General features: G+C 75.2%; 14 protein-coding genes. 6 read left to right on the top strand and 8 right to left on the bottom strand.

Annotated elements, in window-relative coordinates; genetic code table 11:
• The first annotated feature begins 224 nt into the window (after window positions 1–224).
• Together WCD58_RS15265 and WCD58_RS15260 are read left to right on the top strand one after the other, a co-directional pair.
• The gene (locus WCD58_RS15265; protein ID WP_337703904.1) at window positions 225–572 is read left to right on the top strand and encodes a hypothetical protein; all 348 of its coding nucleotides are present in this window, start codon (window positions 225–227) and stop codon (window positions 570–572) included.
• Window positions 573–619: 47 nt separating this feature from the next.
• Window positions 620–1,501: an SAM-dependent methyltransferase gene (locus tag WCD58_RS15260; protein ID WP_337703903.1), complete on the top strand. Its 882-nt coding sequence runs from the start codon at window positions 620–622 to the stop codon at window positions 1,499–1,501.
• A 175-nt stretch (window positions 1,502–1,676) separates the two neighbouring features.
• Here WCD58_RS15260 and WCD58_RS15255 read toward each other — a convergent pair whose 3' ends face one another.
• The 3 genes from WCD58_RS15255 to WCD58_RS15245 form a co-directional block, all read right to left on the bottom strand.
• Window positions 1,677–2,738 carry a potassium channel family protein gene (locus tag WCD58_RS15255; protein ID WP_373696227.1) on the bottom strand — a complete coding sequence of 354 codons (1,062 nt, stop codon included), beginning with the start codon at window positions 2,736–2,738 and terminating at the stop codon, window positions 1,677–1,679.
• A gap of 79 nt (window positions 2,739–2,817) precedes the next feature.
• On the bottom strand, window positions 2,818–4,419 hold the full coding sequence (locus WCD58_RS15250; RefSeq protein ID WP_337703902.1) for an aldehyde dehydrogenase family protein: 1,602 nt from the start codon (window positions 4,417–4,419) through the stop codon (window positions 2,818–2,820).
• Between the two features lie 146 nt (window positions 4,420–4,565).
• On the bottom strand, window positions 4,566–5,399 hold the full coding sequence (locus WCD58_RS15245; RefSeq protein WP_337703901.1) for an SAM-dependent methyltransferase: 834 nt from the start codon (window positions 5,397–5,399) through the stop codon (window positions 4,566–4,568).
• A 339-nt stretch (window positions 5,400–5,738) separates the two neighbouring features.
• Between WCD58_RS15245 and WCD58_RS15240 the strand changes: the two genes are divergently transcribed.
• The gene (locus WCD58_RS15240) at window positions 5,739–6,125 is read left to right on the top strand and encodes a hypothetical protein (protein ID WP_337703900.1); all 387 of its coding nucleotides are present in this window, start codon (window positions 5,739–5,741) and stop codon (window positions 6,123–6,125) included.
• Between the two features lie 2 nt (window positions 6,126–6,127).
• On the opposite strand, the gene WCD58_RS15235 is transcribed toward WCD58_RS15240, so the two are convergent.
• Genes WCD58_RS15235 through WCD58_RS15225 form a run of 3 tightly spaced genes read right to left on the bottom strand, consistent with a single transcriptional unit; the run spans window position 6,128 to window position 10,150 of the window.
• Window positions 6,128–6,922 carry an N-acetylmuramoyl-L-alanine amidase gene (locus WCD58_RS15235; RefSeq protein ID WP_337703899.1) on the bottom strand — a complete coding sequence of 265 codons (795 nt, stop codon included), beginning with the start codon at window positions 6,920–6,922 and terminating at the stop codon, window positions 6,128–6,130.
• 4 nt (window positions 6,923–6,926) lie between these two features.
• Window positions 6,927–8,423, bottom strand: coding sequence for a CoA transferase (locus WCD58_RS15230; RefSeq protein ID WP_337703898.1), 1,497 nt, complete (start codon window positions 8,421–8,423; stop codon window positions 6,927–6,929).
• Window positions 8,411–10,150, bottom strand: coding sequence for an acyclic terpene utilization AtuA family protein (locus WCD58_RS15225; protein ID WP_337703897.1), 1,740 nt, complete (start codon window positions 10,148–10,150; stop codon window positions 8,411–8,413). The genes WCD58_RS15230 and WCD58_RS15225 overlap by 13 nt, the downstream gene beginning before the upstream one ends.
• Before the next feature lie 242 nt (window positions 10,151–10,392).
• On the opposite strand from WCD58_RS15225, the gene WCD58_RS15220 reads away from it, so the two are divergent.
• On the top strand, window positions 10,393–10,584 hold the full coding sequence (locus WCD58_RS15220; protein ID WP_337703896.1) for a hypothetical protein: 192 nt from the start codon (window positions 10,393–10,395) through the stop codon (window positions 10,582–10,584).
• Between the two features lie 34 nt (window positions 10,585–10,618).
• Window positions 10,619–11,650 carry a glycoside hydrolase family 183 protein gene (locus WCD58_RS15215; RefSeq protein WP_337703895.1) on the top strand — a complete coding sequence of 344 codons (1,032 nt, stop codon included), beginning with the start codon at window positions 10,619–10,621 and terminating at the stop codon, window positions 11,648–11,650.
• Here WCD58_RS15215 and WCD58_RS15210 read toward each other — a convergent pair.
• Window positions 11,647–12,447 (bottom strand): class F sortase, encoded by an 801-nt coding sequence (locus tag WCD58_RS15210; protein WP_337703894.1) that lies wholly within the window; start codon window positions 12,445–12,447, stop codon window positions 11,647–11,649. The two genes, WCD58_RS15215 and WCD58_RS15210, sit on opposite strands and share 4 nt — an antisense overlap.
• A gap of 107 nt (window positions 12,448–12,554) precedes the next feature.
• Window positions 12,555–13,094 carry a hypothetical protein gene (locus tag WCD58_RS15205; protein WP_337703893.1) on the bottom strand — a complete coding sequence of 180 codons (540 nt, stop codon included), beginning with the start codon at window positions 13,092–13,094 and terminating at the stop codon, window positions 12,555–12,557.
• A gap of 182 nt (window positions 13,095–13,276) precedes the next feature.
• Between WCD58_RS15205 and WCD58_RS15200 the strand changes: the two genes are divergently transcribed.
• Window positions 13,277–14,407, top strand: coding sequence for a DUF5685 family protein (locus WCD58_RS15200; protein WP_337703892.1), 1,131 nt, complete (start codon window positions 13,277–13,279; stop codon window positions 14,405–14,407).
• Window positions 14,408–14,565 lie beyond the last annotated feature (158 nt).

Below are 14,565 nucleotides of genomic sequence, written 5' to 3'. Positions count from 1 at the left end.
GCCCTTCCGGAGTGTCTTTCGGACTGCTGATCTCCGGCGGGCGCCGCTTTCGCCCCGGGTGAACGCGGGCGGACAGCGGTGCCCGCGCGACCTACCGTGGTCGGCGCGCACGTTCCGGCGTGTCGCGCCACCGAGGATGTGGCGATCCGGGCCCTATCGGCGTGCTGAATAGGATTGCCAGCAAGATGCCGCATCGCTCGAACACCGCGAGCAGGAGGCGAGCGATGACCGTCCCCGACCCCGGCCACCCCGACGCACGGCCCGGCGGACGCCCGGCGAGCGGGCTCGACCCCATGCCGTCGTCGACGCCGCCCCCGCCCCTGGGCGACCGGCCCGAGCCCGGCGAGCCCCGCCGCCCGACCCCTGGCGACCCGTCCCCGGACGGCACGCTCGTGCTCGTCGCCGCGGGCCGTGACGACCGGCGCCGCCACATCGTCGACATCACCGCCGGCGAGCTCGGCGACCCGGCGGGCTTGCGGGCCCGGTGCGGCGCCGCCGTGGAGCAGGTCGTGCCCGGTCTGCGCGCGGAGCAGGCGGACTGCCCCGGATGCCGGATGTCCGTGCACCGCTGAGCCGGATTGTTCGTTAGCTTGCGCAACGATCTGGGCATCCGGTGGGCATGCGCACCGAGAACGACCAGTGGGGCATCACCGAGAGCGTGGGCGTCACCGCCCTGGGCGTCGCCGGCGGCCGGGCGATGGAGACCCATCGCCCCGACGGCCTCGTCCGCGACCCGTACGCGGAGGCGTTCGTCGACGCCGCCGCCGGCGAGATCCGGTTGCCGGCGCGGCCGTCGGACGTCGAGGACGAGACCGCCGCCGACTGGCGGGAGCAGTCGGCGTACATCGGCGTGCGCTCGCGCTTCTTCGACAGCGTGCTGACCGCGGCGGCCGCGGACGGGGTCCGGCAGGTCGTGCTCCTCGCGGCCGGGCTCGACACCCGCGCGCAGCGCCTCGACTGGCCCGCCCGCACGGCGGTCTACGAGGTCGACCAGACCGGGGTGCTCGACTTCAAGGACGACGTCCTCGCCGAGCACCGCGCGACGGCCGCGGGCGGCGGCGCCGAGCGCGTCGAGGTCCGCGTCGACCTGCGCGACGACTGGCCCGCCGCCCTGCGCGACGCCGGCTTCGACCCGTCCGCCCCGACCGCCTGGCTCGCGGAGGGCCTGCTGCCCTACCTGCCCGCGCAGGCCGAGGTGGACCTGTTCGACCGGGTCACCGAGCTCTCGGCGCCGGGCAGCCAGCTGGCCGTCGAGCACTTCGGCGACGTCGTGGACCCCGACGGCGACGCCCTCGCCTCCCTCTCCCGGCGCTTCGGGCTCGACGTGCGGGAGCTGTTCTTCGCCGACGACCGCCCGGACGCCGAGGAGCGGCTCGCGAGCCTGGGCTGGGCGGTCACGGGAGCGAGCGCGGCGGAGCTCGCCGCCTCCTACGGCCGCGAGCTCGACCCGGGCCTGGGCGGTCTGCACGGCGCCGTGCGCCTGCTCGACGCCCGCCGCTAGGGAAGCGACGGAGCGGCGCTACGGACCTCGACGTCAGCGGAGCCACTCCGCTGACACCGGCGAGCGCGTGGCGTTGCAGACGTTGAGTGTCTGCGACGCCACGTCGCTGACACCGCGAGCGTGTGGCATCGCGGACGTTCGGCGTCAGCGGGGGCCCACCGCTGACACCGGGAAGTCACTCGTCGTCGGGGCCGGCGCGGCGGACGCAGAGGAGGCGGTCGCCGCGTTCGAGCGCGTCGACCTCCGGGGCGTCGATGGCGTGCACGTGCCCGTCGCGCACGACGCCGAGGACGATGTCGCGCAGGTGGCGCGGGGAGCCGCCGACCTCCGCCTCGGTGACCGTGCGCTCCCCGATGCTCATGCCCGCCTCGGGCGAGATGAGGTCCTCGACGACCGAGACGACCGCCGGCGTCGTGGTCGCCATGCCGAGCAGGCGGCCCGCCGTCTCCGCGGACACGACGACGGAGTCGGCGCCCGACTGCCGCAGAAGGTGCACGTTCTCCGCCTCGCGCACGGCCGCCGTGATCCGGATCTTCGGCGCCATCTCGCGGGCGGTGAGCGTGACCATCACCGCGGTGTCGTCGCGGTTGGTCGCGACGACCAGCGCGGTCGCGTGCGGCAGGCCGGCGGTCCGCAGCACCGAGGACTGGGTGGCGTCGCCGCGCACGGTCACCAGCCCCAGCGCGGACGCGGCGTCGAGGCGCCCGCGGTCGGTGTCGACGACGACGATGTGGTCGACGTCGTGGCCGTCCCCGCGCAGCGTGGTCACCGCGGCCTGGCCCTTCGTCCCGTAGCCCACGACCACCACGTGGTTGCGCACGCGCGACCTCCACCGTCGGATGCGGAACGCCTGGCGCGAGCGTTCGGTGAGCAGCTCCACCGTGGTGCCGACCAGGACGATGAGGAACAGCAGGCGCAGCGGCGTGATGACGAGGATCGTCCACAGGCGCGCCGACTCGGTCACCGGCACGACGTCGCCGTAGCCGGTGGTCGAGAGCGAGACCGTCGCGTAGTAGAACGCGTCGATCAGGCCGATGCCGTCGTCGTTGTTGTTGTCGATGTACCCGTCGCGCTGGAAGTAGACGATCAGCGCGGCCGCGGTCAGCGCCCCGAGCGCCAGGAACAGCCGGCGCAGCAGCGCCACGACCGGGCCGACGCGGCCCTCCGGCATGAGGACCGAGGCCCCGGCCGCGGGCCCTCCGGGGGCGTCACGCGACACCCGGCTTCGCAGGACCATGCCCGGGCCCTCCCGACCGACGCGCACCCGACTCGGCGGGCCGCCTGCCGCGCCGGGAGGACACTACCCGGCAGGTCGCTCAGGTCGCGGGGTAGCGGTGGTACCCCGGGAAGTTGCCGAAGATGTTCTCCCCGGGCGGGCCCTCGGTGACGGCCTGCACGAGGTACTCGCCGCCGACGAACGCGCCCTTCCACGACTCGCCGCGCCCGCCGAACGCCTCGTCCTTGTCGCCGCGCGAGCGCAGCTTGTTGATCCCGACCTTGAACGCCTGCACCTGCTCGGCGAGCCGCTCGGCGTGGGTGGTGTCGTCGGACGCGATGCTCGCGACGAGCGCGCCGTTGGACGCGTTCATCTGGGCGAGCAGCTCGGCCTCGGTGTCGACGACGACGATCGAGTCGACGGGCCCGAACGGCTCCTCGTGCATGAGCCGCGACGCGCCCGGCGGCGCGAGCATCGACACCGGCGCGTGGTACGCCGAGGTGTCCTGACCGGCCAGGAAGCGGCCGTGCTCGAGGTTGCCGCGGTAGAGCGGCACGGCCCCGTGGCGCAGGGCCTCCTCGACGCTGTCGTCGAGCTCCTGGGCCTTGCCCGCCGAGATCAGCGGCCCGAAGTCGAGGGCGGGCAGGTCGTCGGTGGACCCGGACGAGCCCTGCTCCACCGCCAGCGGGTGCCCGAACCGCACCCCGTCGAGCACGGGCAGGTAGGTCGCGAGGAACTGGTCGACGAGCTTGCGCTGCACGACGAAGCGCGGGTACGCGGTGCAGCGCTGCTTGGCGTACTCGAAGCCCTTCTTGAGGATCTCGGAGAACGACTCCCAGTCGGTGAACTCCCAGATGCCCCAGGTGTTGAGGCCCTCCTGCTCGAGCATGTGCCGCTTGCCGGTGTCGGCGAGCTGCGCGGCGACCTTGCCGCCGTTGGAGCGCCCGCCGACGAACGCCAGCGCGCCGATCTCGGGCGAGCGGATCAGCGCGTCGGAGAGCTCGGAGCCGTCGCCGGAGAGCAGCGTGACCGGCAGGCCCTCGCGCGCCATGAGGGCGTGGGCGACGGTCAGCGTCATCCAGCCGCCCTGGGTGGGGGTCTTGGCGACGACGCCGTTGCCGGCGAGCAGCTGCACGAGCTCGGCGTGCACCTGCACGCTCATCGGGTAGTTCCAGCTCGCGATGTTCGAGACGGGGCCCTCGAGCGGCACCCGCTTGGCCGGCGCGCCCTCGACGTCGCGGGCGAGCATCCCCTCGATCTCGTCGACGTACCAGCGCACGCCGGAGATGGCGCGGTCCACGTCGGAGCACGCCGCCTTCCACGGCTTGCCGATCTCCCACGCCAGCAGCAGGGCGAGGTCGTCGCGCACGCCCTCGATGGCGTCGAGGGACGCCGACACCCGGCGACGGCGCTCGTCGAGCTCGGTGCCCGCCCACCCGCGGTGGGTCTGCGCCGCGCGCTGCACCGCGTCGGTGGCCGTGGCGGCGTCCAGCTTGAGCATGGTGCCCAGCGAGGACCCGTCGTTGGGGCTGGTCTGCTCGGACGGCGTGCCGACGGCCCGCCACTCGCCGTCGATGAGGTTCGCGGGCCCGTCGTCGGTGAAGGCCTCGCCGACCAGATCGCGCACCCGGCCGGTCACGGCGGACCAGGTGAGGCTCTCGGGGACGTGCAGGGTGGTGCTCGCGTCGGTGGGGTCGCTCATGGCCGTCCTTCCGTGGCGGTCGTGGGCGTCGAACGACACTAGGCACCGCGACGGCCCTCGGGAACCGCCGGACCGGACGGGTCCGGTCGCGGATCGGGCAGGGATCGGTACAGCCCGTGACGTGATCCGGACCAACCGGACGCCGGTCAGCGCTCCGCGGTGACGAACGACGACTGGCCGTTGAGGCGCGCGGTCAGCGGGTCGAACGCGCGACCCCAGCCCTCGGCGACCGCGGTGGCGTGGTCGCGGCGGACCCGCCAGCCGTGCCCGGCGAGGCGGTCGGCGGGGTCCTCGCGGTCGTCGGTGTGGATCAGTGCGGTCATGTCGACGCCGAGGCCGGCCGCGACCCGGCGGAACGCGGGGTCGGCGAGCTGGTCGCCGAGGTTCGTGAAGTCCTCGACCGCGATCCGCGAGCCGGGCGCCGAGCGCTCCTCGACGGCGTCGAGCAGGGCGTCCTGCGCGTCGGCGGGCAGGTAGGGCAGCAGGCCCTCGGCGAGCCAGGCCGTCGGTGCGGACGGGTCGAAGCCCGCGTCGTCGAGGGCGCCGGTCCAGTCGTCGCGCAGGTCGACGGCGACGGCCCGGCGGTCGCAGCGCGCCGGGTCGTGCTCGAGCACGTCGTCCTTGAACGTCAGCACCGCCGGCTGGTCGACCTCGAAGAGCGTGGTGCCGTCGGCCCAGGCGAGCCGCTGCGCCCGCGCGTCGAGCCCCGCCGCGAGGATCACCGCCTGGCGCACGCCGGCGTCGCCCGCGGCGTCGAAGAACTGGTCGAAGAAGCGGGTCCGCACGCCCATGTAGCCCGACATCATCTGCCAGAGCTCGTCCTCGGAGTCGTCCTTCGGCGGCACCGGACGGGTCGGCAGCGGCGTCGGGGGTGCCGCGGCGTCGACGAAGCGCTCGGCGTACGGGTCGGCGATGAGGGCGTCGTCGCGATGGGTGTCGACCGACCGCCCGGCCGCGACGACCAGGGCGGTCAGACCCACGCTCGACACGATGTCCCACTGTTCGTACCGGCTCACGGAAACCCCTCCGAAGACGTTAGTTCGCCTAACGATGTATCAGCGCGACGCCGGAGTGCAACGGGGAGTGAGCGGTCCGACACGGGTCGTGGCACTCGGCAGCGCGCCGTGATGTGGGTCGCCGAGCGGTCCACCCGCACGGGTGAATAGTTGAAATCTTGAGTCAGAGTTTGGGCATCCTCGCGTCACCACTCGTGACAGCGACACGCGACGACGCCCTACCGTCCCCCGACGGTGTCCGCCTCGGCGCGAGCGACCGGGACGGCGCGCGGTATCCCAGCGCCGAGCGTGGAGGAGGAACCGATGGACCCCGATCCCCGGTGCTGCGCCCGTATCGACCCCAGCGAGACCGACCCCACCGACACCGACCCGACCCGGGCCGACCCGCTGACCGACGCCCCCGGTGTGGCACCGACCGCGCTCCCGGGCGACATGGGCCTCACCGCCGAGGAGGCCGAGCGGATCGACTGGGTCGAGGCGCAGACCGAGCTCGACCGGTGCGACGGCTACGTCGTGCTCGCCGTCGACCCGCAGACCGGCGAGGTCGACGCGCACGGCCCGTTCCCCGGCATGGACGCGATCGAGATCGCCGACGACATGCGCGAGACGCTCGACCGCGAGGGCCTCGACGACGTCGCCGTCCGCGTCGTGCGCTGGCACCAGGACCGCACGGGCGACTCCGCCGCCTGAGCTCACCGCCCCAGCGTCGCCAGGACGCCGGCCGCGATCCCCTCGGCGTAGCGCTGCCGCCCGGCCGGGTCGGCGACGACGCTCGCCTCGTCCGGGTTCGCCATGTTCGCGCACTCCACCAGCGCCGACGGCACCCGCGCGAGGCTCAGCCCCGCGAGGTCGGCGCGCCGGTCCAGGCCCTCGCGGCCCCGGTACGTGGACGGCGTGAACCCCTGGCCCTCCAGCCCCGCGACCAGCGCCCGGCCCAGCACCGCCGACGGCTCGCCCTGCGACGCGGCGAGCGGCGGGTCGGAGAGCGCGACGTGGAACCCGCGCCCGTCCCGCGCGGCGCCGTCGGCGTGGATCGAGACGGTCAGCACTGTTCGACCCGCCGCGCCGGCCTCGTTCGCGATCGCCGCGCGCCGGTCCACGCACGGCCCCACGCCCGTGTCGTCGGGGCGCGTGGAGCGCACATCGACCCCCCGCGCCGCGAGCAGCCGCGTCACCCGCGCCGTGACGTCCCACGTGAACGCGTGCTCGGCGTAGCCGCCGGCGGTCGCGGTGCCGGTGGTGTTGCACGGCTTCGTCCCGCCCCGCCCGTCGGGGACCTCCCGCGCGATCTCGTCGGTCGCGTCGGCGTTGCCGCCGTTGTGGCCGGGGTCGAGGACGACGACGGGGGCGGGTGCCGGAGCGGGCGCGGGAGCAGGTGCCGGGGCGGCCGCGCGGGCGACGGGCACGGGGTCCGGTGGCGGGGGCGGCGGTGCCCCGCACCCGGCGAGCACGAGCAGCGTCCCGACGAGCAGCACGCGGTGGAGCACCGGATCAGTGTGCGCGCCACTGCCGCGCCGACGCCCCGCGGGCGACGAGCACCGGGTCGTAGCGTCCCGGCGTCACGGACATCGCGACCTGGTCGGTGACGCCCTGGTAGGCGCCGAGCGGGGTGTCCGCGGTGAACGTCGCGGGGTCGAGGTAGCGGTGCTCCTCGGTCGTGTCCGCCGTCGCGTGCGCCCACTCCCGGTCGAACAGCCCCAGCGACAGGATCCACAGCGCGACGCGGGTCAGCGACACGTGCACGTGGTACGAGCCGCCCTCGACCGCCCGGCGCCGCAGCGCCGCGACGACGCCGGCCTGCGCGAGCCACGGGACGATGTAGTCGTTGACGACGAGGATCGGGGGCAGGCGCGGGGTCTCCCCGCCGCCCTCGAGCAGCATCATCCCGCTCACCGAGCCGGCGGTCTGGTCGAAGCCCGGCCGCCCGGCCCACGGGCCCTCGAGGCCGTGCAGCGACACCGTCACCGACACGATCCCCGGGCGCTCGGCCGCGAGCTGCTCGGGGCGCATCCCGATCTCGTCGAGGAACGCCAGGCGCCGGTTGTGGAAGAACACGTCGGCGCCGGCGAGCAGGTGGGAGAGCTCGGCGCGGTCGCGGCGCGGGTCGAGCCACGACGAGCGCATGCCGACGTTCGCCGACGCGTAGGTCGTCTCGTGCTCGGTCTCGCCGAGGCGCCAGAGGTTGAGCACGTCGGCGCCGTGCAGCGCGAACGCCCGCCCGAACCCGGCGCCGGCGATCACGTGCCCCATCCCGAGCGCCCGCAGCCCGGAGAACGGCTGCTCGCCGGCCGGGGGCAGGGGCTCGGGGTCGCTGTCGCCGATCCTCGTGACCTCGACCAGCGGCAGGTCCGCGAGCGTCTCGGTGTACTGCGGCTCGGCGAGCATCTCCGGCAGCGAGCGCACCTTCGGCATCACCACGCCCGCGGCGGCCGACGCCTCCTCGAGCTCGTCGGCCTTCCAGGTCCCGATGGCCGCGGCGACCGCCTTCTTCGTCAGCGGCACCCCCAGCAGCTCCTGCGCCCGCTCGCGCAGGTTCGGGTACATGTTCTGCGGCATCACGAAGCGCCCGTCGGCGCAGCGGAAGAACGAGAAGCCCATCGCGTTGCCCTGCTCCACGCTCGACGCGACGGGGTAGCCGCCGAGGCGCTCCCAGGTCCGGTCGTAGAACGGGCAGAGCCGGTGCGGGGCGGCGCGCAGGTCGACGTGGACGTCCTGGCCGGGCCCGCCGCGGTCGCGGTGCAGGGCCGCCGCGGCCACCGACTTCGCCAGCAGCCCGATGCTCGCCGCCGCCCCGACCCGCACGGGGCTGGGCACGACGGGGTCGCGGCCGGTGAGCGTCACGGCACCCCCGGCGTCCGCCGCGGACAGGCCCAGCGGCGCGAGGACGTCGCCGAGCTCGACCAGGGGGTCGAAGGCGTCGTCGCCGGTGACCGGGCCACTGAACGGCGCCGCCCAGGCCTCCTCGAGCCGGCTGGTCAGATCAGACACTCGGGGACCTCCACATGACGCGCCCGCAGGAACTCGGCGACGGCCTTGCCGGCGATGTCGGGCCGCCCGTTGGACGACGCGCCCTTGCCGAGCACGTCGTGGACGACGAAGTGCACGGCGCGCAGGCCGGGGAACTCGTGACGCTCGATCACCACGTCGGCGGCGTCGGGGAACAGCGCGCGCAGCCGGTCGGTCGACAACGTGCCGCGCAGCCAGTCCCACGACTCCGCACGCGCCCAGAAACCGACGTTGGAGTTGCCGCCCTTGTCCCCGCAGCGCCCGTGCGCGACCAGCCCGAGCGGCGCGCGGCGGGTCAGGCCGAGGTCCGGCACCGGCGGCGCGTCGTCCGACGGCCGCTGGCCCGCCGCGGCGACCCGGACCGGGGTGTCCTTCACCGTGGTGCGCGTCCCGTCGGCGCCGACGACGACGTGGTCGAGCACGTCGACCGGGACGAGCGCGGGCCAGTACTCGACCACCGGCGCGCACACTTTGAGCGGGTTGACGTAGAGCCCGGGGTAGCCGGGCAGGAACAGGCCCGTCATCGGCGCGACGAACCGCCGGGCGTCCACCTGGTCCTTCGTGCGCGCCTGGGCCGTGACGAGGATCTGCTGGGCGGCGGCCCACTGGTCGGGCGGGTCCTCGACGGGCGTGCCGATGCGGTCGACGCGCAGCAGGCTCAGGTCGAGCCCGGCGGTGATCCGCTCGACGTGCGTGCGCAGCAGCGCGACCTTGGCCTCGAGGTCCAGCCCGGTGGCGTAGAAGGCGACGCTCGACTCGTAGCCGCCGGGGGCGGTCATGGCGAGCTTGGTGGTGGCCGGCGGCGGGGAGCCGGTGACACCGGTGATCTCGACGCGGTCCGGGCCCACCTCGGTGAGCACGACGTCGTCGAGGTGCACGGTGACGTCGGGGTTGAGGTAGGTCGGGCCCTGGATCTCGTAGAGCAGCTGGGCGGTGACCGTGTCGGTGGTGACGGTGCCGCCCGCGCTGACGTGCTTGGTGATGACGGCCGTGCCGTCGGCGGCGATCTCGGCGATCGGGTACCCGAGGTCGTCGACGCGCGGCACCGCGGTGAAGCCGGAGAAGTTGCCGCCGGTGGCCTGGGGCCCGCACTCGATGACGTGCGCGGCGGCGACGGCCCCGGCGAGAGGACCCCAGTCCTCGGTGCCCCAGCGGTGCCACCACGCCGCGGCCCCCACCGTCAGCGAGGCGTCGGTGACCCGCGGGCAGATGACGACGTCCGCGCCGTCCGCGAGCGCCGCGGCGATGCCCCAGCCGCCGAGGTAGGCGTTGGCGGTGGTCGGGGCGAGGCCCGCGTCGCCGAGCGGGACGCCGGTGTCGAGGTGCTCGAGCGCGCCGAGGGAGTCCAGGCGCGCGGACAGGTCGTCGCCCTCGACGTGCGCGACGACGAGGTCGAGCCCGGCGTCGGCGACCACCCGGCGCACCTCGGCGGCCAGCCCCGCGGGGTTCAGCCCACCCGCGTCCACGACGAGCCGCGCCCCGCGCTCGGCGAGCAGCCCGACGGCGTCGGTGAACTGGGCGAGGAAGCTCTGCGCGTAGCCGAGCGACGGGTCCTTCGCGCGCTCCAGGGCGAGCTGGCGCAGGGTCGGTTCGGCGAGGTAGTCGCCGGTGACGACGTCGACCGGCCCGGCGAGCGCGTCGCGGAGCCCGGAGAAGCGGTCCCACAACCAGCCGGCGCAGTTCGCGATGCGGACCGGGCGATCACTCATGGGACGGGGCCTCCCGGGCTCGGGGTCGGCGGGACGGTCAGGCCTGACCGTTAACGGAGTGTGCCTGTACGGCGGCGATCCCGGCGAGTGGCCTGGATCACAGATCTCTGAGAGCAACCTGAGCGCTCGTCACCCGTTCAGCTCAGTGTTTCCCATGATCATCCGTCTACCGTTCAGGAGCGCCGGCCACTGGTCGGTCCGGATGATCGACCTCGACTCCGGTCGGGGCAGGGGGGAATGGCATGAAGACGCTCGCGCTCGCCCTCGGCGGCCTCGCCGCGGCGTGGATGGCCGCGCCGACGGTGGCCATGGCCGCCCACGGCACGGTTGACGACCGCACCCGCGCCGGCTGGCGCACCGCGCCCGTACGGGAGCGTCTCGCCGTCGTCCCGACGCAGCGCCGGGCCCCCGTCTCGGAGCGCATCCCGGCCTGACGATGCCGTCACCGCCGTCCGGTATACCCACGGCATGCGCACCCTCGAGGTCACGAAGCTCCGGGACCTGACCGGGCCCGGGCACACCGACGACTACGGGATCGGCGGCACCGACCTGGGCGCCGCGGCGCTGGCGCCGGACGGGCGGCTCGTCGCCGTCTTCGGCGACACGTTCGAGAGCAAGGAGGCGGGCGGCCGGGGCTGGCGCTCGCCGGTGATCCTCTTCGGCGACCCGGCGACGGTGCGGGACGACGGCGGCGTGCGGTGGACGGGGTCGGCGGGCGGCAGCCGCGGCTACGCCGAGCAGGTCGTCTCCTACCGGCACAACGCCCGGATCGGCGGGCGCCTCGGCGGGCTGATCGGCGGCACGCGGATCACCACGCAGCTGCCGACGGACCTCATCACCGTCGGCGACCAGATGTACCTGCACGTCATGGCCTGCGAGGGCCTGGGCAACGTGCACTGGACGGAGATCCACCGCTCGCGCGACAACGGTGAGACCTGGGAGTCGACGGGCCTGAGCTGGCCCGGCGGGCACCTCGGCGGGCTCTTCCAGATGCTGACCTGGGAGCTCGGTCCCGACGGCCACGTCTACGCGCTGACCACCGGCTTCCAGCGCGACAAGGGCCTGCTGCTGCACCGCGTGCCCGCCGACCGGCTGCTCGACGCCGCGTCCTGGGAGGGCTGGGGCTTCGCCGACGGCGCGTGGGCCTGGGGGAACGCGCCGACGCCCGTGCTGCCCGGCGCGTTCGGCGAGCTCTCGCTGCGCCGCGTCGGCGAGGGGTGGTGGCTCTCGGCGTTCGACGCCGGGAACTACCGCATCGATCTCGTCCCGATGCCCGACGGGCCGACGACCGACCTGACCACCGCCGAGCGCCTCACCGTGGTCGGCGGCTGCGGCTGGGGCGACGAGGACCACGGCTGCGGCCGCGTGGCCCAGCTCTACGGCGGCTACATCCTGCCCGGCTCGACGCCCGACGAGATGCACCTCGTCGTCAGCCAGTGGCACACGAACGACAACTGGCCCTACCGCGCCATGCACTTCCGGGCGCGGATCGGCGCCTAGACCTCGCGGGCGAACACGACGGTGTTGTCGCGGTAGGAGCCCGCGCCGCGGTCGAAGCTGCCGCCGCAGGTGATCAGGCGCAGCTCCGGGCCCGCGGTCGGGCCGTAGACGCGGTCGGTCGGGAAGGCGTCCTTGGGGTAGACGGCGACCTCGGTGACCTCGAAGGTCACCGTCGCCCCGTCGGCGCGCACGACCTGCGCGCGGTCACCGGGCCGCAGCCGCCCGAGCTCGTAGAACACCGACGGCCCCGAGGCCGCCGAGTCGACGTGCCCGATGATCACCGACGGGCCCTGCCGGCCCGGCGTGACGGAGTAGCGGAACCAGGCGGCGTGGTCGTAGCCCGGCGATCCCTCGGCGGGGACCTCCATCGTGCGGTCGGGGTTGAGGCCGACCTGGCCGACCGGCGAGTCCACCCGGATCGCGGGGACGCGCAGCGTCGCCGGGGGTGACGACGTGCCGAGCGGGGCACCGGTCTCCAGCTCCCGGCCCGGCGGCCCGGCGACCAGCGACGACGGGGGCGGCGGGCCGGCCTGCGCCGGCGCGGCGGGCGCCGGCGGCGGGCCGGACTGGTGCGTCACCGCCCAGCCGAGGAGCGCCACACCGACCACCGCGAGGAGCACGGCGCCCGCGACCAGCACCTGGCGCGTGCGATCGGGGCGGGGCGGTGGTGGCGGTGGCGGCTGTGGCGGCTGCGGCGGCTGCGGCGGCGGCGGCGCCTCGGGTGGTGGAGCGAGGGACTCCTCCGCTGCGTCGGAGGCAGCCGGGGCGTCCCTCGCTCCGTCGGGCTCGCCGCTCACCCCGTGCTCCCTCCGGCTGTCGACGCCTCTCCGATCCCCGCCACTACAGCACCCGCACACACGACGACCCCGCACACCGGGCGGGTGTGCGGGGTCGCCGGGGACGATCAGCTGTCGGCGCGGCGACGGCGCGCGGCCGTTGCGCCCAGCGCGCCGGCACCGGCCAGCGCGAGTGCGCCGGCACCGATGAGGCCGGCGTGCTCGACACCCGAGGTCGAGCCGCCGCCGGTCTCCACGCCGCCCGACGGCGTCTGGCTCGCGCCGCCACCGGAGCCGGAGCCGGAGCCCGAACCGCTGCCCGAACCCGAACCGCTGCCCGTGCCGCCCTCGCTGCCCGAACCGTCGGCGTTGCCGCCGCCCGCGCCGGTGCCGCCGGCACCCCCGCCGCCGGGCTGGGTGCCGGCCTCGCCGCCGGGCGCCTGCTCGGCCGACGTGCCCGGCGCACCCGGAGCACCCGGAGCACCCGGAGCACCCGGAGCACCCGGAGCACCCGGCGCGCCCTGACCGGCCGCCGCGCTCGGCGCGCCGGCCGCGCCCGGAGGCGGCGCCGGGGCCTGGTTCTGGGCGCAGCCGCCCAGGACGCCGAGGCCGAGCGCGCCGGCCAGCATCGGCGCCGCGAGCAGACGTGCCCTGTTGGTCGAGATCACGATGGTTCCCCTCCCGATCGTCACGACGCGCGGCCCCCGTGGCGCGCGGCGCGGTCGCCGGAACCCTTCCCTCCTCACTCACCGCGCACACACCGGCACGAGGCGAGATTGCGACGAACGGCGGTGCACAACCGGACGAACGGCGGACGTGATCGACAGCGTTGATCACTACATTCCTGCCGGTGCTCGGCATCGTGCGGCCCTGCCGCCATCACCTCTCCCCCACGCTGCACCGACGGTGGATGGCGCACCTCTGCGGGACCTGCCTGACGCTGCGCGACGGGCACGGTCAGCTCGCCCGGACGGCGACCAACGTCGACGCGCTGCTGGTCTCGGTGCTCACCGCGGCCCAGTCGGGGGCTCGCGACGGCGACCGCCGCGCCGGGCCCTGCCCCGCGCGCGGCATGCGCACGGCGACGGTCGTCTCCGGCGAGGGCGCCCAGCTCGCCGCGCACGCGGCGCTGCTCCTGGCCGCCGGGCACCTCACCGACCACGTCGACGACGGCCAGGGCGTCCTGCGCCACCGCCCCGCGGCCGCGCTGACCAGGAGGGTCGCCGACCGCTGGAGCGCCCGGGCGCGCGCGACCGCCCCGCACGGCTTCGACCCGTCGGCCCTGCTCGCGGTGCCCGCGCGCCAGCACGCCGTCGAGCACGCGGCGGGCACGGTGACCCTGGAGGCGGCGACCGCCCCCACCGCCGACGCCGTGTCCGCGACGTTCGCGCACACCGCCGTCCTCGCCGGCCGTCCGGCCAACGCGGCCCCGCTCGCCACCGCCGGGGCCGCGTTCGGCCGGCTGGCCCACCTGCTCGACGCGCTCGACGACCTCGCCGACGACCGGCGCGCGAACCGGTGGAACCCGATCGACGCGACCGGGGCGGGCGTCGAGGCGACACAGGAGCTCGCGCGCCGGCAGGTCGCGGTCCTCGGCGCGACGCTGCCCGTCGTCGAGCTGCCGTCGCCGCACGCCCTCGACGCCCGGCTCGCCCACCGCCTGCTGGTGCACGAAACGGACCGCGCGGTCGCCCGCACGTGCGACCGATCGGAGCAGCCGTCCACCGACCAGCCGCCGCATCCTGGCGACGGCGGTCCGGGCCGCGACCCCCGCGGATTCTTCGCCGGGTGCGCCGCGGCGGCGGGCCTGTGCTGTACCGGTCAGCTCTGCTGCGCCGACCCGATCACCGGCCCGTGGAGCGGGCAGCCGCGGTCCAACCCCTGCGCGAGCTGCGTCGACTGCACGTCGTGCGGCTGCGACGGCTGCGACACCTGCTGCGGTGACGGGTGCTGTTGCGACGGGTGCTGCTGCGGCGACTGACCGCAACCGACCCGACGAACGGGCGAACTCGCGCGCCGAAACGGCGACCCGCCGTTGCCGACCCGCTCCCGCGCCGTTGGACCCGTCCGGGTGATGCTGGGCGATGCCGAATCGGGACCCGGGCGAGACCGAGCAGTGAGCGGAGGCACGAGGAGCGC

It is taken from the genome of Actinomycetospora flava (assembly GCF_037400335.1).
GTDB lineage: Bacteria > Actinomycetota > Actinomycetes > Mycobacteriales > Pseudonocardiaceae > Actinomycetospora > Actinomycetospora flava.
The sequence above is the reverse complement of the archived record's forward strand: the minus strand, read 5'-3'. Positions and strand labels throughout refer to the sequence as shown.